This is a genomic window from Aeromonas sp. s7(2024), assembly GCF_040907825.1.
Classification (GTDB): Bacteria; Pseudomonadota; Gammaproteobacteria; order Enterobacterales; family Aeromonadaceae; genus Aeromonas; species Aeromonas veronii.
This window is the reverse complement of record NZ_JBFOCM010000007.1, coordinates 1-23,180: the sequence shown is the minus strand read 5'-3', so window position 1 is coordinate 23,180 and position 23,180 is coordinate 1. Positions and strand designations below refer to the sequence as shown.

At 59.9% G+C, this 23,180-nt stretch carries 16 protein-coding genes and 1 pseudogene; 10 read left to right on the top strand and 7 right to left on the bottom strand.

Annotated elements, in window-relative coordinates; translation table 11 throughout:
* Position 1 precedes the first annotated feature (1 nt).
* Positions 2 to 1,541 (top strand): annotated as a pseudogene (locus AB5Y73_RS01780) (HD domain-containing phosphohydrolase).
* On the opposite strand, the gene AB5Y73_RS01775 reads toward AB5Y73_RS01780, so the two are convergent.
* The 6 genes from AB5Y73_RS01775 to AB5Y73_RS01750 all read right to left on the bottom strand — a co-directional run bounded on the left by AB5Y73_RS01775 (position 1,538) and on the right by AB5Y73_RS01750 (position 10,531).
* A complete protein-coding gene (locus AB5Y73_RS01775) occupies positions 1,538 to 3,454 on the bottom strand; it encodes a putative bifunctional diguanylate cyclase/phosphodiesterase (RefSeq protein ID WP_368147240.1) in 1,917 nt (638 codons plus the stop codon). The pseudogene AB5Y73_RS01780 and the gene AB5Y73_RS01775 overlap by 4 nt on opposite strands.
* Before the next feature lies 1 nt (position 3,455).
* Positions 3,456 to 3,938 (bottom strand): molybdopterin-dependent oxidoreductase, encoded by a 483-nt coding sequence (locus AB5Y73_RS01770; RefSeq protein ID WP_043849801.1) that lies wholly within the window; start codon positions 3,936 to 3,938, stop codon positions 3,456 to 3,458.
* Between the two features lie 328 nt (positions 3,939 to 4,266).
* Entirely contained in the window at positions 4,267 to 6,162 is a 1,896-nt protein-coding gene (locus AB5Y73_RS01765; RefSeq protein WP_162516175.1) for a DEAD/DEAH box helicase, read from the bottom strand.
* 180 nt (positions 6,163 to 6,342) lie between these two features.
* Positions 6,343 to 6,804 carry a hotdog fold thioesterase gene (locus AB5Y73_RS01760; RefSeq protein WP_107685029.1) on the bottom strand — a complete coding sequence of 154 codons (462 nt, stop codon included), beginning with the start codon at positions 6,802 to 6,804 and terminating at the stop codon, positions 6,343 to 6,345.
* 167 nt (positions 6,805 to 6,971) lie between these two features.
* Positions 6,972 to 7,460 carry a hypothetical protein gene (locus AB5Y73_RS01755; protein WP_107685030.1) on the bottom strand — a complete coding sequence of 163 codons (489 nt, stop codon included), beginning with the start codon at positions 7,458 to 7,460 and terminating at the stop codon, positions 6,972 to 6,974.
* Entirely contained in the window at positions 7,460 to 10,531 is a 3,072-nt protein-coding gene (locus AB5Y73_RS01750) for an FAD-binding and (Fe-S)-binding domain-containing protein (protein WP_162895368.1), read from the bottom strand. The genes AB5Y73_RS01755 and AB5Y73_RS01750 overlap by 1 nt, the downstream gene beginning before the upstream one ends.
* Before the next feature lie 167 nt (positions 10,532 to 10,698).
* Here AB5Y73_RS01750 and AB5Y73_RS01745 point away from each other — a divergent pair, with 167 nt between their 5' ends.
* From AB5Y73_RS01745 to AB5Y73_RS01730, 4 genes are all read left to right on the top strand, one after another.
* The gene (locus AB5Y73_RS01745) at positions 10,699 to 11,625 is read left to right on the top strand and encodes a cation diffusion facilitator family transporter (RefSeq protein WP_075115152.1); all 927 of its coding nucleotides are present in this window, start codon (positions 10,699 to 10,701) and stop codon (positions 11,623 to 11,625) included.
* A gap of 300 nt (positions 11,626 to 11,925) precedes the next feature.
* Positions 11,926 to 13,461: a TerC family protein gene (locus AB5Y73_RS01740; RefSeq protein ID WP_107685032.1), complete on the top strand. Its 1,536-nt coding sequence runs from the start codon at positions 11,926 to 11,928 to the stop codon at positions 13,459 to 13,461.
* 195 nt (positions 13,462 to 13,656) lie between these two features.
* Positions 13,657 to 14,778 carry an alkene reductase gene (locus AB5Y73_RS01735; RefSeq protein ID WP_107685033.1) on the top strand — a complete coding sequence of 374 codons (1,122 nt, stop codon included), beginning with the start codon at positions 13,657 to 13,659 and terminating at the stop codon, positions 14,776 to 14,778.
* Between the two features lie 147 nt (positions 14,779 to 14,925).
* The gene (locus tag AB5Y73_RS01730) at positions 14,926 to 15,912 is read left to right on the top strand and encodes a zinc-binding dehydrogenase (RefSeq protein WP_107685034.1); all 987 of its coding nucleotides are present in this window, start codon (positions 14,926 to 14,928) and stop codon (positions 15,910 to 15,912) included.
* A 111-nt stretch (positions 15,913 to 16,023) separates the two neighbouring features.
* Here the strand turns inward: AB5Y73_RS01730 and AB5Y73_RS01725 are convergent, their stop codons facing one another.
* A complete protein-coding gene (locus AB5Y73_RS01725) occupies positions 16,024 to 17,088 on the bottom strand; it encodes an adenosine deaminase (protein ID WP_107685035.1) in 1,065 nt (354 codons plus the stop codon).
* Between the two features lie 197 nt (positions 17,089 to 17,285).
* Between AB5Y73_RS01725 and AB5Y73_RS01720 the strand changes: the two genes are divergently transcribed.
* The 5 genes from AB5Y73_RS01720 to AB5Y73_RS01700 all read left to right on the top strand — a co-directional run bounded on the left by AB5Y73_RS01720 (position 17,286) and on the right by AB5Y73_RS01700 (position 23,123).
* A complete protein-coding gene (locus AB5Y73_RS01720) occupies positions 17,286 to 18,035 on the top strand; it encodes an HAD-IIA family hydrolase (RefSeq protein WP_005337281.1) in 750 nt (249 codons plus the stop codon).
* 54 nt (positions 18,036 to 18,089) lie between these two features.
* Entirely contained in the window at positions 18,090 to 19,664 is a 1,575-nt protein-coding gene (locus AB5Y73_RS01715; RefSeq protein ID WP_005344770.1) for a cation:proton antiporter family protein, read from the top strand.
* A gap of 129 nt (positions 19,665 to 19,793) precedes the next feature.
* A complete protein-coding gene (locus tag AB5Y73_RS01710; RefSeq protein WP_107685036.1) occupies positions 19,794 to 20,162 on the top strand; it encodes a cupin domain-containing protein in 369 nt (122 codons plus the stop codon).
* Between the two features lie 192 nt (positions 20,163 to 20,354).
* Positions 20,355 to 22,019: an asparagine synthase B gene (asnB, locus tag AB5Y73_RS01705; protein ID WP_021231446.1), complete on the top strand. Its 1,665-nt coding sequence runs from the start codon at positions 20,355 to 20,357 to the stop codon at positions 22,017 to 22,019.
* A gap of 186 nt (positions 22,020 to 22,205) precedes the next feature.
* Entirely contained in the window at positions 22,206 to 23,123 is a 918-nt protein-coding gene (locus AB5Y73_RS01700; RefSeq protein WP_107685037.1) for an IS5 family transposase, read from the top strand.
* The last annotated feature ends 57 nt before the right edge of the window (positions 23,124 to 23,180 follow it).

The following is a 23,180-nucleotide window of genomic DNA, read 5'->3' as shown; positions in this document are numbered from 1 at the left end:
GATGTCCGAACTCCTCACCTCCTGTACACTCCCCCACCCACTGACCGATGCGCTCCCCTCCTCGGCGCTGTTGCTAACCCAAGTGATGGATCAGCTTCCCTATCGGGTGCTGCTCAAAGACACCCGCTTCAGCTACATCGCGGGCAACCGCCTGCTGGCGGCGGATCTCGCCCTCTCACCAGAGGCACTGGTGGGCAAGAATGACTGCGATTTCTTTCCTCCCGAACTGGTACAGCGCTATCGGGAGGATGACGCCCGAGTCATGCGCGAGGGGATACACCAGCACATCGAAGAGCCCTATCTGAAGGGGGGAGAAGCCCGCTGGCTCAGCACCACCAAGTTTCCCCTGCGTGATGAGGCGGGGGTCATCGTGGGGGTCGGCGTCTTCTTCGAAGACATTACAGAGCAGAAGTGGCAGCAGGAGAAACTGCAACAGTACACCTGGACCCAGCAGGCGATCAGCCGCGCCCACCACGCCCTGCTCAAACCGGGCGATGAGCCACAACTGCTGCAGGATATCTGCGATGCCATCGCCGTCGATGACCGTTTTCCGCTGGTCGCAGTGCTGCAAGGCCAGCCCGAACTCACCCAACCGCCGAGGATCGTGGCGCAGGCAGGCAGTGCCGATGCCTCGGAACAAACGCTGTGGTTGAACGATGAGGCCCTCACCCAGGCCATCCTCCACCAGCGGCGCCTCAATCAGGTGATCTTCCACGAGCGCCCCCATACCGGCCGCCACCCGTTGCGATCCCGCCTGCTGATCCCCTTGCCACTGCAGGAGGATCTGGCCGGTGCGCTGCTCATTCACAGCGACCAACCACGGTTGTTCAGCCAGGAGGAGGAGCAACTCTTCATCCAGCTGACCGACTACCTCACCTATGGCCTGCAGGCGCGCCATACCCAGCAGGCTTATCTGCGCTCGCAACAGGAGAAGATCTTCCATGCCCGCCAGCAGGAGCTGGCACTGGAAGATGCGCTGGGTGCCATCGCCGCCGTGCTGGAGCAGCGCGATCCCTATACCGCTGGCCATCAGAAACATGTGGCCAAGCTGGCCCAAGCCATCGGCCGGGAGCTCAGGCTGGAAGAGAAGCGGCTGCAGGGGATCCATCTGGGCGCCATGGTGCACGATATCGGCAAGATCCAGGTACCGGCTGAAATTCTCACCAAACCGGAACGCCTCACGCCACTGGAGTTCGAGCTGGTCAAGGAACACCCCGCCATCGGCTATCTGGTGCTCAAGGATATCGACTTCCCCTGGCCCATCGCCCGGATGATCCACCAGCACCACGAGTATCTCGATGGCTCCGGCTATCCGCTGGGACTCAAGGGGGATGAGATCCTGCTGGAGGCCCGCATCCTCACCGTCGCCGATATCGTCGAATCCATGTCCTCGGATCCCCCCCTATCGCGCCGCCCTCGGCATTCCCCAAGCCCGTGAGCAGATCATCCAGATGCGCGGCCATCAGCTCGATGCGGATGTGGTGGATGCCTGTCTGCGGATCCTCGATCGTGGAGACTTTATCCCCCAACCGCTGGGCTAACCCTGCGCCACTTCCTGCATGATGCTCCGATTGATAAAGTAGCGATGGCAGAACAGCAGAAAGTCCTGCAGCGGCAAGGGCCTGGAGTAGAAATAGCCCTGAATTTCATCCACCCCTATGCTCAGCACCGCCTTCAGCTCATCGTTGTTTTCCACCCCTTCGGCCACGACGCGCCCCCCCAGCTGATGAGAGAGCGAAGTGATAGCCTCAACAAAGAGTGCCTGCCGAGTATCGTTATCGATGGCGGTGATAAAGGAGCGGTCAATCTTGAGCTTGTCGAAATAGAGCTCACGCAGATATGAGAATGAGGACCAGCCGGTTCCAAAATCATCGAGCGCCACCCGCACCCCGATGTGGCGCAGTGAGGCGATGATCTGCTTGCTCAGCTCGATATCATCCAGCGCTATGGTCTCCGTCAGTTCCACGATCAACTGCTGTAACCCGAGCGGACCGACACTCATCCTTTCCTCGACATTGGCAGCCAGCCCCATATTGAACATGGAGCTGGAGAGGTTGACCGAGATCTCCAGCAGCTCCACCAGATCTTGCGGGAAAATGGAAAGATCACGCTGCAAACGGTGGAAAATCCAGAGCCCCAGCGCCTCTCCCAGACCGTTTTCCTCTGCCAGCGCTATGATATCGAGCGGCGGAATAAAGCCATATTCCGGATGATTCCAGCGGATCAGCACCTCGGCTCCCAGCCGGACAGCACTCTGACCACGAACTATCGGCTGATAGTAGAGGCAGAGCTGCTGGCACTCGGGGCTCTGGATCAATTCACGCAGCTCGGTCGAGAGGCGGCGGTTGCGCAGGTAATGTTGATGCATGGCTCGGGAGAAGACTACCGAACGATGAAGCCGCTGGCGCTTGGCACTATCGAGGGCGATATCGGCAAACAGCAACATCTCTTCCGGAGTATGTACCGGACGAGCGTATTGGCTCACCCCCATGAAGACCCTGACCCGGTGCGCCGGATCTGCTGCAAAGGCCAGATCGGCCAACTCGGTGCGCAACTGCTCCAGAAAGGGGAAACGCAGATAGGTCGGCATGGCGCCGGAGATAATGATGGCAAACTCGTCACTGCCGGTGCGGGCCACAAAAATACCCGGTGCTGCCACGCTATGAATCCGTTCGGCCAGCTGCTTAAGCAGCCCATCCCCTATCTCGTATCCCAGACTGTCGTTCACTTCACGAAAGTGGCCTAGATCCACCAGGCAGACAGTGATACTGCTGCCGCCGCCACGATAGGCTGCCCGCAACTTCAGGTGCTTGATAAGCGCTGCCCGATTGGGGAGACGGGTCAGGGGATCGTTCCACGCAAGAAACTGCTGGTGACGCACTTCGCGAAACAGCATCACCAGCATCACCATAGTTGCCGACATCAGAAAGGCGAGAATGGCAAAATTCTGGGTACGCGACTCATTGAGCAGCTCGCGCTGAGCAATGGCAGAGGGGCCGGTAAAGTTCTTCACCATGACATCACGAATAGCCGCCAGATCGCGATCAAGTTCTATCGAGAAACGAGCTAACCGGGTCGAATCGCGCGTTCCGCTCACCACATCCTGTTCGTACTCTTCAAACAGCGACATCAGCTGCCCTGCTGCTTGGGCAGCACCAAAGCGAGACCTGACCGGCTTTGCCTCAGCACCGTGCAGGAAAACATCAAGTCGGTTCCAGGCGATGTCAAACCGCTTGTTCATCTCCTCCTGACTCACCGAGCCGGCGCGATAGAGCTGGAGCGATTCGCCAAAACCGTGAACTTCCAGCTCCAACTGTGCCAACGCCCAGGCTGATAACTGGGTATAGCGAGTAACAGCATTGAATGCGCGGTCATAGTTCCAGACCGACCAGATGGCGACCCCCAAAAAGGCAGTCACCATCAGGATCAGGCTGACAAACTTGCCGCGCAGCATGTTACTTGCTCTCTAGCCCAATCAGCTGCCACACCATGCGGCTGTGATAGAGCTCCTTGTTCAGGTCGGGGTAATCGGAGAGCGGGTAGATAATCCAGAGAGGTCCTTTGTTGCGCAGGGTCAGCGGCTTGCCATCCTGCTTCTCGGCAACCAGCACAGGATACTTGTCACCATCCTCGACAGGCACGGCAGCCCAGTAATCATTGACGGCCATCGCCTTGACTTCACTGCTCTTTAGGCCGTATTTCTTCACCAGCTCCCGCAGCAGCACACCGCGGTAAGTGTGACTACCTTCGGTCCAGGGCGTTTTGGTGGTCACTTCGCTTTGCGGCAGTGCCTCAAACTCGGCCCGGGTCAGACTAATCTGCCCCTTGCCATTGCAACACCCATCACCCTTAATCGTCAGAAACGCATCGTCTGCCAGCACCACGCTCGATACAAGACACCCGGACAACAACAGCACTCTGCCAAACCATCCAGTCATGATGAACCTCCATGTCATTGTGTTCAGTTTATTAATCGTACTCTCTTCTGCCATATGCAAACGAAAGAGAGGGGATACCGACTAAAGTCGCAGCCACACAACACAACCAGAGGCACACCTTATTGACTACGACCTCAATGTCCTGAGACAGGATGACACCACTCCCCTATCACTCACAACCGTTTAACAAAAAAATAATGCCCTTTTGGCTCTCGTTTTTATCATCGAAGTGAGTTCTGCATCCTCGATTCGCTATGGCGAAGCACCATCAGGAAAAACATAAAAAAGGCCGCTCAATGAGCGGCCTTCTGGCATTACCAATCAGGGATTAGCTATCGCGGCGCTTGCCACCGAACTTGCGACCCTTGTCGAAACCGCCTTCACGGCGATCCTTGTTGAAGGGACGGTCACCCTGCGGACGGCGATCCTTGTTGAAAGGACGGTCGCCACGGAACGGACGATCACCACGGGGCGGACGGCTGCTGGTGTTGCCACCGGCCGGCACTTCGGTGTAGCGGGTGATTTGCAGCGGACGCTGGCAAACACGGGCTTTCTTGATCACTTCCAGTACATCGGCGGTCATGCCTTTCGGCAAATCGACGGTGGAGAAGTCATCGGCGATGTCGATGTTGCCGATGAAGCGGCTCTCGATGTTCGCTTCGTTGGCGATGGCGCCCACGATCTGGCCCGGCTTGACGCCGTGATGGGCACCCACGTCTACGCGATAGCGCTCCATCTCCACGTCCGGGTTGTCTTTCAGCGGACGCGGTTCGAGGGACGGCATGCGACGGGCAGGACGATCGCCACGGTCACCGAAGTCACGACCACCACGGTCGTTGAAGTCACGGCGCTCGAAGCCACCACGATCGTTGCCAGCGTTCAGCAGCGGATCCGGAATGGAATCATCCAGCAGCAGCGGTTGGTCACCCTGTACCAGCTTGGCCAGTGCGGCAGCCAGCTCCAGCGGATCGGCAGAATCCTCTTCGATCAGCTCGTTTACCAGGTTGTGGTAGATCTCGAGCTCTTCACCCATCATGGTTTCGCGGATGCGCTCCTTGAACTTGGCCAGACGATGCTGGTTGATGTCCTCGGTGCTCGGCATCTTCATCGGCTCGATGGCCTGACGGGTTGCGTGCTCGATGGCGCGCAGCATGCGACGCTCGCGGGGAGCGACGAACAGGATGGCTTCGCCTTTACGACCGGCACGACCGGTACGACCGATACGGTGAACGTAAGATTCGGTGTCGTACGGAATGTCGTAGTTCACTACGTGAGTGATGCGCTCAACGTCCAGACCACGGGCGACAACGTCGGTGGCGATCAGGATATCCAGCTGGCCTTGACGCAGCTTGTCGACGGTACGCTCACGCAGTTTCTGCGGGATGTCGCCGTGCAGAGCTTCACAAGCGTGACCACGGGCGGCCAGCTTGCCAGCCAGCTCTTCAGCGGCGTTCTTGGTACGTACGAATACCAGCAGGGCTTCGTAGGATTCCACTTCCAGCAGACGGGTCATGGCGTCCAGCTTGTGCAGACCGGTTACCTGCCAGTAGCGCTGGCGAATAGTGGTAGCGGTAGCAGTCTTGGAGGCGATCTTGATCTCTTTGGGCTGCTTCAGGTGCTTCTGGGCCACGCGACGGATCTGCTCCGGCATGGTGGCAGAGAACAGGGCAACCTGACGAGTGCTCGGGCACTGCTCCATGATCCAGTCAACGTCGTCGATGAAGCCCATACGCAGCATTTCATCAGCTTCGTCCAGTACCAGTGCTTTCAGGCCGGAGAGGTCCAGGTTCTTGCGACGGATCAGGTCCATCACGCGGCCCGGAGTACCGACGACAACCTGGGCACCGCGACGCAGGGCGCGGGTCTGGGTTTCGTAGGAGGCACCGCCGTAGATGGGCAGTACGTGGAAATCGGGCATGTGGTGGGCGTAGCGTTGGCACGCTTCAGCCACTTGCAGCGCCAGTTCGCGGGTAGGCGCCAGCACCAGGATCTGGGTGTTGCGGTTACCAGCTTCCAGACGAGACAACAGAGGCAAGGCAAAAGCAGCGGTCTTCCCTGTACCGGTTTGCGCCTGCCCCAGCAGATCGTGTCCCGCCATCAGGTGGGGAATTGCTGCGGCCTGGATCGGTGACGGGCGCTCATAGCCCACGTCCTGCAGCGCTTTCAATACAGGCGCGGCCAGTCCAAGCTCACTAAAAAGGGGCAGTTGTTCGGTATCAGACATAGATTCTTCCAGATTAAGGCAGGCGGCTAACACCGCGGAATAGCAAAAAGGCGGCGATTATAGCGCCACTTTGTTCTGCTGTCTTGAAAAATGTGATAAGCCTCTCAAGACGTTGGCAATTATAGAGGGATCTGACGAGTATGGCTTGCTTATTTTGCACTCATAGTGCGTTATTGCAGATCACTCCTCGCTGGAGTCCTTGCCCCGCTTGTGTTTGAGCACCGCCATGGTCAGTCGGCTGGTGCACAATAAACGCTCACGTTCGTCCCGAATTTCAATCTGCCACACCTGGGTTGTTGCTCCCAGATGGAGCGGCGTGCAACGCCCGGTCACCACCCCTTCCCGTTTGGCCCGCAGATGGTTGGCATTCACTTCCAGTCCCACACAGTAGCTATCTGGCCCCACCGCCATATTGGCCGCCAGCGACCCAAGCGTCTCCGCCAGCACAACAGAGGCACCACCGTGCAGCATGCCAAGGGGCTGGTGGGTGCGGTGATCCACCGGCATGGTCGCTTCCAACCAGTCGGGGCCAAAAGCGGTGTAGACGATATCGAGATGGGCCATCAGGGTGTTGCGAGAGGTGGCGTTGAGCCCCTCCAGACTCATGGGTTTACGCCATATAGGCGCAATATCGTGACTCATTGCGAGCAGACTCCTTATGTAGCGATGAATGCGTACCGATATGAGTGAAACGACCTCCATCGGCAAAATGGTTCTGTTATATGAGTTGTTGGTTACCAGGTGACGTGTTAACAACGCAGCCCCGACCCGGAGCTGCGTGTTACACAATCATGCTCTTAAGCGGGATGTCACCAGGGGTAGGTAACGCCGGGCCACTCGGACCAAGGCACATCTCGCCCCGGCAAGCGGGGTTCTGGCCACTGCCACACCCTGGCGAGCCACTCGCGCAGCTGAATCTCCAGCTCCTCATCCGTGATGGGTGCCTCGGCCACCTTCCAGAAGAAGAGCTCCGCCGCTACCTCTGGCAACACCGAGGGGTAGAGATAAACCCCGCCCCAAAATTGCGGCTCCCGATCCGGGCTCCAGAGACCATAGGCAAAGGAGCGCTTGGCCAGAAACTCCGACTGCTGCCACTCCAGATCTCCTTCGTGCTGGCTCAGGCTGAAGTTGGCTGAGGGCCAAAGATCGTGCGGGCGAAACAGCTGATGGAGCTGCTCGCGCTCGCGCAACATGGCGACAAACTCCACCACAGCCTGAGCGGGGGTAGCGGGTAACAGCAAGAAACGTGGATGCCGATAAGCCTTCGGCACCCGAAACCGCTTGGGAAACGTCAGCATCAGAGCAGCTCCAGCAGGGCTTGCAATGGATGTTTGAGCTTTTCCCCCTCCATCCGCTTGACCTGACTGCGGCACGAATAGCCGGTCGCCAGGCAGCGTCCCTTGGGCAGGCGGGCGAGCGGGTCGGCCCAGCTCAACCCATAGATGCCCTTGGAGTTCTCCACCTGTTTGACGTCGTGACCATAGGTGCCCGCCATACCGCAACACCCCACAGAGACCGGCTGCAAACTGGCCCCGAAGCGGCCAAACAGGGTGCTCCAGTCACCGTGAGTGGAGGGCTTGGCGGTCTTCTCGGTGCAGTGGGCAAACAGATACCAGGGCTCACTCCCCTCCTCGATCTTGGTCTTGTTGGCGCTAGCAGGCAGTTGATCTGCCGGCAGCGAGAGCAGCCACTCCTGCGGCAACAACACCTGAAAATCACCGCGGGCCGACCCAAGCGCCTTGGCATACTCGTCGCGATAGCAAAGCACCATGGCCGGATCCACCCCCACCATGGGGATGCCGAGCGCCGCAATCTTGTTGAGAAACTGGGCGCTGCTCGCCGCGGTACGGGCAAAGGCGCGCAGGAACCCCTTGATATGCTGGGGCTTGCCGTTAGGTTTAAAGGGCAGCAGATAGGGCTGGAAACCGAGCTTGCTGGCGAGTTTCACCAGGTCGCGCACCACGGGGGCATCGTAATAACTGGTGAAGGGATCCTGCACGATGAGCACTACCTGCTTGCGCTGCTCGGCACTCATCCGCTCCAGACCCGGCAGATCAAAATAGCGGGCGCGGTTATCATGCAGGCTCTCGGCCAGGGTCGGCACCGAGAGCAGCGGCACATCGACCATGCCGATGCTCTTCTCGGTCGCCTTCTGGGCCCACTCTTTTTCGAGGAAGAAGTTGACCAGCTTCGGCGCCTTGGCAAGCAGCGGCGCATAGCTCTCCACCGTGCCGACGAAGTAATCCTTGGGAGCTCGCAGGTAGCGACCGTGGTAGAGCTGCATAAAGCGGGCGCGAAAATCTGGCACATCCACCTTGATCGGGCACTGGCTGGTGCACGCCTTGCAGGCCAGACAGCCCGACATCGCCTCCATCACCTCGTGGGAGAAGTCATACTCGCCGCGCTGTTTGGCCCAGCTGTTGCGCACCTTGTCCACCAGCTGTTTGAAGCGCACGCCACCGGATTGCAGCGCCACCTCTTCCGCCAGCGGGTCAAAGCCCTGCTCCGCCAGCTGACGCAACCATTCACGCATCAGGCCCGCCCGCCCCTTGGGGGAGTGGCGACGATCACGGCTGATCTTGACCGAGGGGCACATGGGGGAGTCGGTCTCGAAGGTGAAGCACAGACCATTGCCGTTGCAATCCATGGCGCGGGTGTAGCTGGTGCGCACCGCGAGCGGGATCTGGCGGTCATACTTGCCGCGCTTGGGGCCATCCACCGACACCAGCTCGGCGCCGCTACCGTAGGGGATACAGATCTTGCCCGGGTTGATGCGGTTGGTCGGGTCGAACGCCCCCTTGACCCGCTGCAGCTCTTCCCACAGCTCTCCAAAGAAGGCGGGGCTGTATTCGGAGCGAAAGCCCTTGCCGTGCTCGCCCCACATCAGGCCACCATATTTGGCGGTGAGCGCCACCACCTGATCGGAGATGCGGCGCAGCAGCACCTCCTGCTCGGGGTCGCACAAATCCAGCGCCGGGCGCACGTGCAGCACACCGGCATCGACGTGGCCAAACATGCCGTAGTCGAGGCCGTGGGCATCCAGCAGAGCGCGAAACTCCATGATGAAATCGGCCAGGGATTCGGGCGGCACGGCGGTGTCTTCAGTGAAGGCCACCGGCTTCTTGCGCCCTTCGGCGTTGCCCAGCAGCCCCACCGACTTCTTGCGCATGGTGTAGATGGTTTCGATGCTCGGCAGGTGGTCACACACCTGATAGCCGATGATCCCGGCCTCCCCCTTGGCCAGCAGCGCGTCGATACGACGGCACAGCTCCGCCACCTTGGCCTTGTGTTCTGCCTCGTCTGTGTCGGCAAACTCGACTATGTTGAGCCCCTGCAGATCCTTGCCGGGCACATCCTGAATAAGTTCTTTCACCGAATGCCAGATGATGTCGGCGCGGGCCAGCCCGAGCACCCGGGAATCCACCGTCTCCACCGACAGCGCTTGGGCCTCAACCATAAAGGGGGCGTTGCGCAGAGCGGAAGGGAAACTGTCGTACTTGACGTTGACCAGGGTGCGGTAGCGCGGGATGGGGGTGATGTTGAGTTTGGCTTCGGTGATAAAGCCGAGAGACCCTTCAGATCCGCACAGCACCCGGCTCACATCCAGCGTGTCGGTATCGGGTTGATAGAGGTGCTTGAGATCGTAGCCGGTCAGAAAGCGGTTGAGCTTGGGGAAGGTCGCCTCGATGTCGGCTCGGCGCTCCTTGCCGATGCGATAGAGGGTGCGATAGATCTCTCCTTCGCGACTCTCCAGCGCCAGCTTGTCGGCAAGCCGTTCGCTACTTAGCGGCTCGGTCGCCATGATGTCACCATTCTCCAGCACGGCTTTGAGGCCGAGCACGTGATCCGAGGTTTTGCCGTAGACCAGCGACCCCTGCCCCGAGGCGTCGGTGTTGATCATGCCCCCTAAGGTGGCGCGGTTGGAGGTGGAAAGATCCGGCGAGAAGAAGTAGCCATGGGGCTTGAGATAGGCGTTGAGCTGGTCTTTCACCACCCCGGCCTGGGCACGCACCCACCCCTCCTCCAGATTAATTTCCATGATCTGGTTCATATAACGGGAGAGATCGACGATAATGCCGCCGCCCAATGACTGACCATTGGTGCCGGTACCGCCACCACGAGGGAAAAAGCTCAGGGAGGCGAACGCCGGCTCTGCGGCCAGCTTGAGCATTGCTACTATGTCGTCCGCACTGCGCGGATAGAGAACCGCCTGAGGTACTACCTGATAGACGCTGTTATCCGTCGCCATCGCCAACCGACTTGCATAAGACTTTTCGATATCACCACGAAATGCGCTGCGCTCTAGCAACTCAAGAAACTGCAGGGTTGCGGGTGACAAACTGTCCTGGTAATCGAGTCTCGGGATCATGAATCCTTGTTCCCATCCTTTGCTTGATGCCGGCACGCCGGCGACAACGACTGGCCAGCCGCCTGTCAATGGCAGTCAGGCCAGTCCGCTCACATGTGAGCGGGCAGTATATCAGCTAGAAAACCGCTTGCGCTTGGCAATATTCACCATTTGAAAGGAGGACTTTTATGGCTCACCACAGCCATGTTATCAGTACGCTGGTCACCACCGAAAAACAGGCGCTTACCCTGTCGCTGTTCGGTTGTATCACCTTTGCCATCTTCGGCATCGGCTACGGCCTGTTCGTTGGCTCCAACGCCATCATGCTCGATGGTATCTTCACCCTGTTCAGCATGGGTATGACGGGCCTTGGCCTCATCACTGCCTATCTCGTTACCCGCCCTTCCGATGCGCGCTTCCAGTATGGCTATGCCCACTTCGAGCCCATCACCAACGTCATCAATGGCGCTATTATCTTGCTGCTCTGTCTCGGCGCCCTCTATAGCGGCATCACCACCCTGCTGGATGGCGGACGGGAGATCGATCTCGGCCACGCCCTTATCTATGCCGCCGTCTCCACCTTCTTCTGCGCCATCATCTATCGCATCGAAGCCCAGGTCGCCGAGCAGGTAGACTCCGAGCTGGTGCGGGTCGACTCCAAAGAGTGGCTGGTGGATACCCTGCTCAGCGCCACCCTGCTTATCGGTTTCGTGGTCGCCATTGGCCTTGATGCCATCGGCTACGGCCAATACAACCGCTACATAGACCCGGTGCTGGTCTCGCTGCTGGCCCTCTGCGCCACCCTCATTCCCATCAAGGTGCTCGGTCGCAACCTGCGGGAAGTGTTGAAGATCGCCCCCAAGGGGGATGTGCCACGGCAAGTCGAGCAGGAGATCGAGGCGCTGCGCCAGCGCCATGGCATCGAGTGCTACAGCCATCTGGCCAAGAGCGGTCGCCGCTTCGATCTGGAATTGAACATTCTGGTGGCGCCGGGTCAGGAGTGGCCCGTCGAACGTCAGGATGCCCTGCGTCAGGAGCTCTGGTCTCGCCTCGGCGACACCCTGGGGGATGCCTGGCTCTCGGTCTGTTTCACCCGCGAAAAGCGCTGGTTGTAACGACCGCACGGGGGAGCGCGGCACGGCCGCCTCCCCTGTCGCATCACAACCCCATCACGCCCCGCTGACGCTGCGCTTGCCAAATTGGCGCCAGCCGTTATCATCAGGGCTCATTTTTCACCCGAGGTTTTATTGCCCATCATGGACAATCCCCGAAGTTGCCCTTCGTCTCTCTCTGTCAAAGCCTATCTTTTTCTGCTTAATCAGCGCCTCTGAATAACACCTTTGCCTTGCTGTTACTGCGGCCATCGTGCGCCGTGATCACTGTTTGCTCTGTCTGTTTTTATTGAGGTCGTCACAATGGAATTGCTGCTGGATCCCCATATCTGGATTGGTCTGTTTACCCTGATCATTCTGGAAATCGTGCTCGGGATCGACAACCTGGTCTTTATCGCCATTCTGGTGAAAAAACTGCCCCCCCCCCAACGGGACAAGGCACGCGTCATCGGCCTATCGCTGGCCCTGCTGATGCGACTTGGGCTCTTGAGCGTCATGTCATGGCTGGTCACCCTGACCACCCCGATTTTGCACCTGTGGGATCACCCCTTCTCCGGTCGGGACCTGATCCTGATGGGGGGCGGCCTGTTCCTGCTGTTCAAGGCCACCTCCGAGCTGCATGAGCGACTGGAAGCCAAACCCCAGGATGATGGCCCGGTCGGCGCCTACGCCAGCTTCGGCGTGGTGATCGCCCAAATTTTGGTGCTCGATGCGGTCTTCTCGCTCGACTCCATCATCACTGCCGTCGGCATGGTGGAACACCTTGGCGTGATGATGGCCGCCGTGACCATCGCCATGGTGGTGATGGTGCTCGCCTCCAAGCCGCTGACCCGCTTCGTCAACGCCCACCCCACCGTGGTGGTGCTCTGTCTGAGCTTCCTGCTGATGATCGGCTTCAGCCTGGTGGCGGAAGGATTTGGCTTCCATATTCCGAAGGGCTACCTCTACGCGGCCATCGGCTTCTCGGTGCTGATCGAGTTTTTCAACCAGCTGGCCCAGCGCAGCGCCATGCGTCACGAATCCAAACAGCCGCTGCGCGAGCGCACCACCGCCGCCATCTTCAAGCTGATGGGCAGCAAGGCCTATCAGGATCAGCCGGATGATGATCTGGATGCCCCTGCCGTAGCGCCGGTGAGCTTTGGCGAGGAGGAGCGCTATATGGTGACCGGCGTACTGTCGCTGGCCGAGCGCTCCATTCGCACCATCATGACCCCGCGCTCGGAGATGGCCTGGATCGATATCAACGACTCCAGCGACGAGATCCGCGCCCTGCTGCAGCGCGAGCCCCACAGCCTGTTCCCTATCTGTGACGGGGATCTGGACGAGGTGATCGGAGTGGTCAAGGCGCGCGATCTGCTGTTTGCCTTGAACGAAGGGCAATCTTTGAGCGAACTGGCCAAGCAGAACGATCCCATTATCGTGCCGCAGACCATCAACGTGATCCGCCTGCTGGCGGAGCTGCGCAAAGCCAAAGGGAGCCTTATTCTGGTCTCCGACGAGTTTGGCGTGATCCAGGGGCTGGTCACCACCCACGATCTGCTGGAGGCCATCGTCGGCGAGCTGCCGGATGAGGACGAAACCCCGGATATCGTGCGCGATGGCGAAGGGTGGCTCATCAACGGCAGCACCAACATCCACCATGTGGAGCAGGTGCTGGAGCACGAGGGGCTGGTAAGCGAGAGCGATGAATACGTGACCCTGGCGGGCATGCTGCTCTCCCACTTCGGCACTCTGCCCACCCCGGGTCAGCAGTTGCAACTGCAGCAGCTCAACTTCGAGGTGATCGAGGTGAGCGAGCGGCGTATCGAGCGGGTGAAAGTGATGCCCGCCACGGCTTGAGCCTGCCACCAGCAGAATACAGAAGAGGGCCAGACGGCCCTCTTTTTTATGCTTCAACTTTATGCCTCAACGCCTCTTTCCCGACGGTTTGCACTGATTGCTGCATCAAGCACAATTCTCTTGTGCAATTACCCCCCTTTTTCACAACAAGATGGCGGCATAAAGTGGCCTCACTTCCACCATGAGGAACTCAAGATGAGCCACGATCACCTGTTCTGCCCGCTGCGCCTCGGCCAGCTGCACCTTGCCAACCGCATCGTCATGCCCCCCATGACCCGCTCCCGTGCCAGTCAGCCGGGTGATGTGGCCAACGCCATGATGGCGAGCTACTACGCCCAGCGCGCCGAGGCGGGCCTGATCATCAGCGAAGGCACCCAAATCGACCCCATGGGCAAGGGCTACGCCTGGACGCCGGGCATCTACAGCGCAGAGCAGATCGCTGGCTGGAAACTGGTGACCGATGCCGTGCACGCCAAGGGGGGCACCATCTTCGCCCAGCTCTGGCACGTGGGCCGCGTCACCCATCCGGACAACATCGGCGGCGCCCAGCCCATCTCCGCTTCAGCCCTGCCCGCAGTGGGCGTCAAGGTGTTCGTCGATAACGGCAGCGATGCGCCGGGCTTTGTCGAGACCGTCACCCCGCGCGCCATGACCCAGGCCGATATCGATGCGGTGGTGGGCCAGTTCCGTCAGGCGGCCCGCAACGCCATCAGCGCCGGTTTTGACGGCATCGAGCTGCACGCCGCCAACGGTTATCTCATCAACCAGTTCCTCGACTCCGAATCCAACGCCCGCACCGACAGTTACGGCGGATCGCTGGATAACCGGCTGCGCTTTCTCAAAGAGGTGACAGAAGCGGTTAGTAGCGAAATCGGCGCCGAACGTGTCGGGGTGCGTCTTGCGCCGCTCACCACCCTCAACGGCACCGTGGATGCCAATCCGCAGGAGACCTATCTGGCGGCCGCCCGCCTGCTGGGCCAGCTCAACGTGGTCTACCTGCACATTGCCGAAGCGGACTGGGACGATGCCCCCCTGATGCCGGAGAACTTCAAGCAGGGTCTACGGGATGCCTTCCCCAATACCCTGATCTACGCCGGTAAATATGATGGTGATCGCGCACGCGCCGCCCTCGAAGCGGGCTGGGCCGACATGATTGGTTTTGGCCGCCCCTTCGTCGCCAACCCGGACCTGCCGAACCGGCTGCGCCACGGCTATCCGCTGGCACCCCACGATCCGGCTACCCTGTTTGGCGGCGGCGAGAAAGGGCTGACCGACTACCCCGTCTATCAGGCTGATGACGTAACCACCAACCGCTGATTGCCGATGGCCAACCGGCCACGTAAAGCAGGCCCCACAGGTTGGGGCCCGCCGTATTGTTGCGCATTAGCAACAGTGATATGACTGACCGAATCACTGTTGCAATAATCTCATTCTTCTCTCCCCTCGCTTTCACAAGGAGTCATCATGAATCACACCCAAGCCTGGTGCTGGCATGCCCCCGGTGAACCGACCCAGCTTACCCTCGCCGATCTGCCCCTGGCACCGCTCGCCCCTGACGAGGTGCTGGTGGCAAACCGGGTCATCGCCTTCAATCCGGTGGACTGGAAGCTGATCGAATATGGCCACTCCAACTGGCAGGATGGTCAGGTGCCCGGCGTCGATGGCATGGGCACTATCGTGGCCCTCGGTGCCAACGTCAGCCATCTGCGCCTCGGTGCTAGGGTCGCCTATCACACCGACCTGCGCCACCACGGCAGCTTTGCCCGCCACACCCGGGTACCAGCCCGTGCCCTGCTGCCGGTGCCCGATGCCCTAAGTGACGAGGCGGCCGCCGCCCTGCCCTGTCCCGGCCTCACTGCGTGGCAGGCGCTGGCCAAGTTGCCGCGCCTGCACGGGGAAGCGCTGCTTATCACCGGTGCCGGCAGCAGTGTCGGCCGCTTTGCGGTGCAGCTCGCCCTCAAGCAGGGGGCGCGGGTCTTTGCCAGCGCCAGCTCACGCCACCATCACTGGCTCAAACAGATAGGTGTGCAGGGGGTGGCCGATTACCGGGATCCCGCCTGGCTGGCCACCCTACAGACTGCCAACGGCAACGAGTCGTTTGAGGGGATCATCGATCTGGTCTCCAGCCAACAGGCAGAGAGCCTGCTGCCTGCCCTTGGCTACTACGGTCACATGGTGACTGTGCTCGGGCGCATCCCGCACAACCCGCTACCCGCCTTTAGCCATTGCCACTCGTTGCACGAGATTGCACTGGGTGCCCAACACGCCTTTGGCACCGACAAGCAGTGGAGTCGGCTGGTGGCCGCCGGTGTCGCCATGATGGCGCAGATGGCGAGCGGCGAGCTGACCCTGCCGCCACTGGTGGTGGGCAATTTCGAGGCGCTGCCCACCCTGCTCGAGCGCTTCAAGCGCGAAGGACAAGGGGAGAAGTTTCTGGTGCGAGTGGCATAACGCTGACCTTCCCTGATAACCACACCGACCATTGAAACGAAAGAGGCCCGCCAGTGATGGCGGGCCTCTCTTTATATAGTGCATGTCATCTCGACTTCATTGGCGCCTGACTCAATACAGGATCACCCCGTGAGTTGCGGCATAACTGCGGATCTCCCGGGTCAGCCGCGCCTTGTCGGCCAGAGAGAGCCAGCTCGCCTCAACGGCATTGAGCGACAAGCGACAGAGCTGACTCATGGTCGCGCCGAGGCCATCGGCCAGCGCCACAAAGTTGGCATTCATATAGCCGCCAAAGTAGGCGGGATCGTCCGAGTTGATGGTGACGCAGAGCCCCTGCTCCAGCAGCCGCAACACATTGTGCTGGGCCATATTGCCGAACACCTTGAGCCGGGTGTTGGAGAGGGGACAGACGGTGAGCGGCAGCCGGGTATCGGCCAGATAGCGCAGCAGCTCGGGATCGTCTGCCGAGCGCACCCCGTGATCGATGCGGCATACCTTCAGCTCGTTGATCGCCTGCCAGATGTAGTCGGCAGGGCCCTCTTCACCTGCGTGGGCCACCACCGGCAGCCCCAGCTCGCGGCATTTGGCAAAGACCCGGGCAAACTTGGTCGGCGGATTGCCCCTCTCCCCGGAGTCGAGGCCGATGCCGTGAATGCGCGACAGGAAGGGCATAGCCTCTTCCAACGTCGCAAAGGCATCCTCCTCGCTCAGGTGGCGCAAAAAGCTCATGATAAGGCGCCAGCTGATGCCAAACTCCTTCTCCCCGCTCTGCAGCGCCCGCTCGATACCGCCCAGCACAGTAGCAAAGGGGATACCGCGGGCGGTGTGGGTCTGCGGGTCGAAGAAGATCTCCACATGCACCACCTTGTCGGCAGCGCAACGCTCAAGATAGGCCCAGGTGAGGTCGAAGAAGTCCTGCTCGGTCATCAGTACGCTGGCACCGAGGTAGTAGAGGTCGAGAAAGGATTGCAGGCAGTCAAAGTCATAGGCGGCGCGCACGCTGGCCACATCGGGCCAGGGCAGTGGCACATTATTGCGGCGGCCCAGTTCAAACATCAGCTCGGGTTCGAGGCTGCCCTCGATATGCAGGTGCAGCTCCAGTTTCGGCAGTCCGGCGATAAATTGCGCGGCGGTGAGGTGTTCGGGGGTGACTGGCTTGGGAATCGGGGTGTCCATGGCAACGGCTCCATCAGCAAAGTGATCCGGCGTCAGCCCCTCCACCAGACTGACCCGACGGCAGCTTTATTGTGCACCGAAGTGGCGAGACAGGGGAGACTTGTCATCAAACAGACTTATAATGGCGTCACAAAAATCATAAATGATTGAACATCTTAACGATTGGCGGCTCGCCTGCGCCCTGACAAGGAGTTTTCATGAAGAAGAACGTCATCTGCGATATCGACGGTGTCATCCTGCACAACAACGATCTCATCCCCGGTGCTGACCGTTTCGTCCATCGCCTGCTGGAGCAGGGCAGCAAGCTCTTGTTCCTCACCAACTACCCGGCACAGACCCAGAAAGATCTGCAAAACCGCTTCCGCTCCGCCGGGATCGAAGTGCCGGAGGAGTGCTTCTATACCTCCGCCATGGGTACCGCCGACTTCCTCAAGCGTCAGGATGGCAAGAAGGCCTATGTGATCGGTGAAGGGGCGCTGACCCACGAGCTCTACAAGGCCGGTTTCACCATCACCGATATCGACCCGGACTTCGTGGTAGTGGGCGAGACCCGCAACTACAACTGGACCATGATGCAACAGGGGGCCAAGTTCGTCGATCAGGGGGCCCGCTTTATCGCCACCAACCCCGATACCCACGGCCCCATGATGCACCCGGCCTGCGGCGCCCTGTGCGCCCCCATCGAGCGAATGACCGGCAAGAAGCCGTTCTATGTCGGCAAGCCGAGCGCCTGGATCATCCGTGCGGCGCTCAACCGGATGGAGGCCCACTCCGACGACACCATCATCATCGGCGACAACCTGCGCACCGACATTCTGGCGGGCTTTCAGGCCGGTCTCGAGACGGTGCTGGTGCTCTCCGGGGTGAGCAAGGTCGCCGATATCGACCGCATGCCGTTTCGGCCGAACCACATCTTCGACTCCGTGGTCGACATCGATATCGTCTAATCACCACCCAAGCGTTAAACAGGGCAGGTCTCTCCTGCCCTTGCAGGATCTGTTATGGAACCCATTCTGATCGCCGTGGCTTTTGGTTGCGGCATGGTAGTCAATCTGATTGGCCTGCCCCCCCTACTCGGCTTCCTGGCCGCCGGTTTTATCCTCAACGGCATGGGATATGAAAATACTCCCGCCCTGAGCGAAGTCGCCGATCTCGGCGTCACCCTGCTGCTGTTCACCATCGGCCTCAAGCTCAATATCAAGACCCTGATGCGGCGCGATGTGTGGGGCACCACCAGCCTGCACCTGCTGCTCTCCACCCTGCTCTTTACCGTGGTGCTGCTGGTCTGCAAGGGACTGGGGCTTGAACTTGCCCTGTCGCTCGATTGGAAACTGGCGCTGCTGCTGGGCTTTGCCCTCTCCTTCTCCAGCACCGTCTTCGCGGTCAAGGTGCTGGAAGATCGCAGTGACATGAATGCCCTCTACGCCCGCATCGCCATCGGTGTACTGGTGATGCAGGATGTGTTCGCCGTGGCCTTTCTGGCCTTCTCCAGCGGCAAGTGGCCCAGCATCTGGGCGCTCTGGGTACTGGGACTGCCGCTACTGCGCCCACTGCTGTTCAAGCTGCTGGAGCGGGCCGGTCACGGCGAGCTGCAGGTGCTGTTCGGAGTCTTTCTGGCGCTGGTGGTCGGGGCCGCCGGTTTTGAAGTGGTCGGCCTCAAGCCGGATCTGGGGGCCCTCATCATCGGCATGCTGCTCGCCTCTCATCCGGCTGCGGCGGGATTGGCCAAGGCGCTCTTCAACCTCAAAGACCTCTTTCTGGTCTGCTTTTTTCTCACCATCGGCCTCAACGGCCTGCCGACCCACGACACCATGCTGCTGGCACTGGCGCTGGTGCTGGCCCTGCCATTGAAAAGTGTCCTCTACTATCTGGTCTACAGCGGCGCTCACCTGAGGGTGCGTACCGCCCTGCTCTCGACCCTGGCGCTCACCAACTTCTCGGAGTTTGGCCTGATCGTCGCCGCCATCGCCGCCAAGGCGGGCTGGCTCTCCCACGAGTGGCTGGTGGCGGTCTCGCTGGCACTGGCGGCCAGCTTTATGATCTCCGCTCCCCTCAATGCCCAAAGCGAGCGCATTTATCACCGCATCGGCCACTGGCTGCGGGGATTGCAGGCGAGCAACCTCCATCCGGAAGACAGGCCCATAGAGCTTGGTGATGCCGAGGTGATCATCCTCGGTATGGGGCGGATCGGTCAGGGGGCCTACTTCGAGCTGGAGAACAAATACGGCAACGTCATCCTCGGGGTGGAGAACGACAGCGAGAAGCTGCCCACCCTGCGCGCCCAGGGGATGAACGTCATCGAAGGGGATGCCACCGATACCGACTTCTGGGACAAGGTGCTGCTCTCCAATCAGGTCAATCTGGTGCTGTTGGCGATGCCCCACCACTCGGGTAACCTCTACGCCATCGAGAAGCTGCGCAGCCACGGATTCAACGGCAAGATAGCCGCCATCGTCCGCTTCGAGGATGATATCGCCTCCTTGCAGGAGCAGGGGGTGGATGCGGTGTTCAACGTCTACAACGAAGCGGGCAGCGGCTTTGCCCGTCATGTGATCCGCCGCTTGCAGCCGCTTTGAATAGCCGGGCTACGGCTCTTGGCAAGGGAATGCGCATCGTTTAAGTTATGCTCAACCTCGTTTAATAAAACGAACAAACGCGGGGCCGGGATGGCCCCGTTTTCATATCCCCATTGCCAGGGAGGCACCATGAAGACCCTCAACGACTGGATTTTGCTCGACCGCCATGAGGCGGCCCCTACCCCGCTGATGCCAGCCCCCGAGCGCATTAAAGCGGGCAACCCGGCGCAAACGGTGTGGAACCACTACTCCGACCCAAGCCAGCAGTTTCACGTGGGCTTCTGGAGCTGCGAGCCGGGCCGCTGGACCATTCACTACACCGAGCACGAGTATTGCCAGCTGCTGGAGGGGGATGTGGTGATCCACGACAGTCAGGGCGGCCAGCTGGCCCTCAAACCCGGCGATCAATTCGTGATTCCGGCTGGCTTTGTCGGCGAGTGGGAGACCCTTACTCCCTGTCGCAAGGTCTACGTCATCTTCGAACCCGCCTCTGCTTGACGTTCACGTCACCCAGCCCCGTTGCAGCAGTCCTTATCCTGTTGATCCGCTTGACGCTTACGGCATGATTTTCTGCGGTTTTCCCGCTTGCAAAAGGTTTTTCCGCTAGGCATTGTGTCTGACGAGGAATGTAAATGGAATTTCGAGCCCAAACGTGGGGGGCTCATATAAAAATCAAGAGGATTACCGCCAATGTGTTCAATTTTCGGCATTCTGGATATCAAGTCCGATGCAGTAGCCCTGCGCAAATCGGCGCTGGAGATGTCCAAGCGACTTCGTCACCGCGGGCCTGACTGGTCCGGCGTCTACAGCTCCGACAAAGCCATTCTGGTGCACGAGCGTCTAGCCATCGTCGACCCGGGCAATGGCGCCCAGCCGCTCTACAACCCCGAACGCACCCATGTGCTGGCGGTCAATGGCGAGATCTACAACCACAAAGAGCTGGAGAAGAGCCTCAAGGTCGACTTCCAGTTCCAGACCAAATCCGACTGTGAAGTGCTGCTGGCCCTCTACAAGGAGAAGGGCCCGGCGTTTCTCGACGATCTCAACGGCATCTTTGCCTTCATTCTTTATGACGCCGAACAGGATGCCTACCTGATTGGTCGCGACCACATGGGGATCATCCCCCTCTATACCGGTCGCGACGAGCACGGCAACTTCTATGTCGCCTCCGAGATGAAGGCGCTTGTGCCGGTCTGCAAGAGCGTCGAAACCTTCCCGCCGGGACACTACCTCTGGAGCAAGGATGGCGAGCTCAAACAGTGGTACAAGCGCGACTGGATGGAATACAGCGCGGTCGAGCACAACGTCAGCGACAAGGCCGAGCTGAAAGCCGCGCTGGAAGCGGCGGTCAAACGCCAGCTGATGTGTGACGTGCCTTATGGCGTGCTGCTCTCCGGCGGGCTGGACTCCTCCGTCATCTCCGCTATCACCAAGCTCTATGCGGCGCGCCGCATCGAGGACGATGGCAAGAGCGAAGCCTGGTGGCCGCAACTGCACTCCTTCGCCGTAGGGCTGGAAGGGTCGCCGGATCTCGCCGCCGCCCGCAAGGTGGCTGATCACCTCGGCACCATCCACCACCAGATCCACTTCACCGTGCAGGAGGGTCTGGATGCCCTGCGCGACGTCATCTATCACCTCGAGACCTATGACGTCACCACCATCCGCGCCTCCACGCCCATGTATCTGATGGCACGCTACATCAAGGCGATGGGGATCAAGATGGTGCTCTCCGGTGAAGGCTCCGACGAGCTGTTTGGTGGCTACCTCTATTTCCACAAGGCGCCCAACGCCCGCGAATTCCACGAAGAGAACGTGCGCAAGCTCGCCTCTTTGCACCTCTATGACTGCCTGCGCGCCAACAAGTCGATGGCAGCCTGGGGTGTGGAGGGTCGCGTGCCCTTCCTCGATAAGGAGTTCATGGACGTGGCGATGCGCCTGCAGCCCGCCGACAAGATGTGTGGCAAGGGCAAGATCGAGAAGCACATCCTGCGCGAAGCGTTCGAAGATCTGCTGCCCCACGAAGTGGCGTGGCGCCAGAAGGAGCAGTTCTCCGATGGCGTGGGCTATTCGTGGATCGACAGCCTGAAAGCCATGGTGGAACAGGAAGTGACGGATCAGATGTTCGAGGCGGCCGCATTCCGCTTCCCCATCAACACCCCGCTCACCAAAGAGGCCTACTTCTACCGCGCCATCTTCGACGAGCACTTCCCGCTGGAAGCCGCCGCCCGCACCGTGCCCTACGGCAAGTCGGTCGCCTGCTCCACCCCCACCGCGCTGGAGTGGGATGCCAAGTTCAAAGAGATGGCCGACCCGTCAGGCCGCGCCGTAATGGACGTGCATCAGCAGGGCTACTGAGCCTGCACGCCGAACCGAGCGGTTAACGTCAGATAGCAAAAAGCCCTTCACCATGGTGAAGGGCTTTTTCTTATGGCAAATAGAGTAAACAGACGATCGGCGTTGTTTCCTAAATCGATGCAGCTTGAATGGAACTAATTGAAAACCCAGTGATCTGATCACCACCATCCCCCTCAAGTCTGCATCATGGGTAAAGCGCTTCACCCCATCACCAATTGGCCTCAATACAACAGGTCTCTGATCAACCGTGGCTCTCTCACTTTCTGGGTTGATGCCGAGGCAATGGATAACTGGTTCCACCAAGTCCATCACGGAAAACGGGGACGCAGCCAGCTCTACACCGACCAGAGCATCTGTACCTTTCTGATGCTCAAAGGGATTTTCAGCCTCACGCTGCGAGCCACTCAGGGGCTACTCGACTCCCTGTTCGAGCTGATGAATGTGCCGCTGTGTGCCCCGGACTACAGCTGTGTCAGCAAGCGCGCACGCACAGTGAAGGTGGCCTATCGGCAGCCCCCTAAGGGGCGTATTACCGACCTGGTTATCGACTCGACGGGTCTGAAAGTGTTTGGCGAAGGCGAGTGGAAAGTCAGAAAACACGGCGCTGAGAAACGTCGAGTCTGGCGCAAGTTACATCTGGCGGTAGACCCGGTGACTCACGATATCGTGGCGGCAGAAGTGTCGCTGGAGAATGTGCATGACGCAGAGGTGTTGCCGACCTTGCTCAATCCTCTGCGTCGCAAGCTGGGGCGTGTTTACGCGGATGGCGCCTATGACAGCAAAGCCAGCCATCGGTTGATTACGCGTAAAGGGGCGACGGCGTGTATCCCGCCTCGCAAAAACGCAGGACTATGGAAAAAGGGCCATCCGAGAAATGAGGCGGTGCAGGTGATGCGCAAGGAAGGGCTGGCGCACTGGAAAAAGATGTCGGGGTATCACCTTCGTTCGCAGGCAGAGACAGCGATGTTCCGGTTCAAACAGTTAATGGCAGGCCAAATCACCCTGCGAAAATACAATGGTCAAGTGGGAGAAGTGATGGCGTATGTGAGCGCGATGAACAAACTGAACACCCTTGGTCTGCTTGTAAGAAAGCCCCGAGTGTAGCGGTCACCCGGGGCTGGGGAAGTCATGACTTGCTGGCTGATTTGGGAAACAACGCCC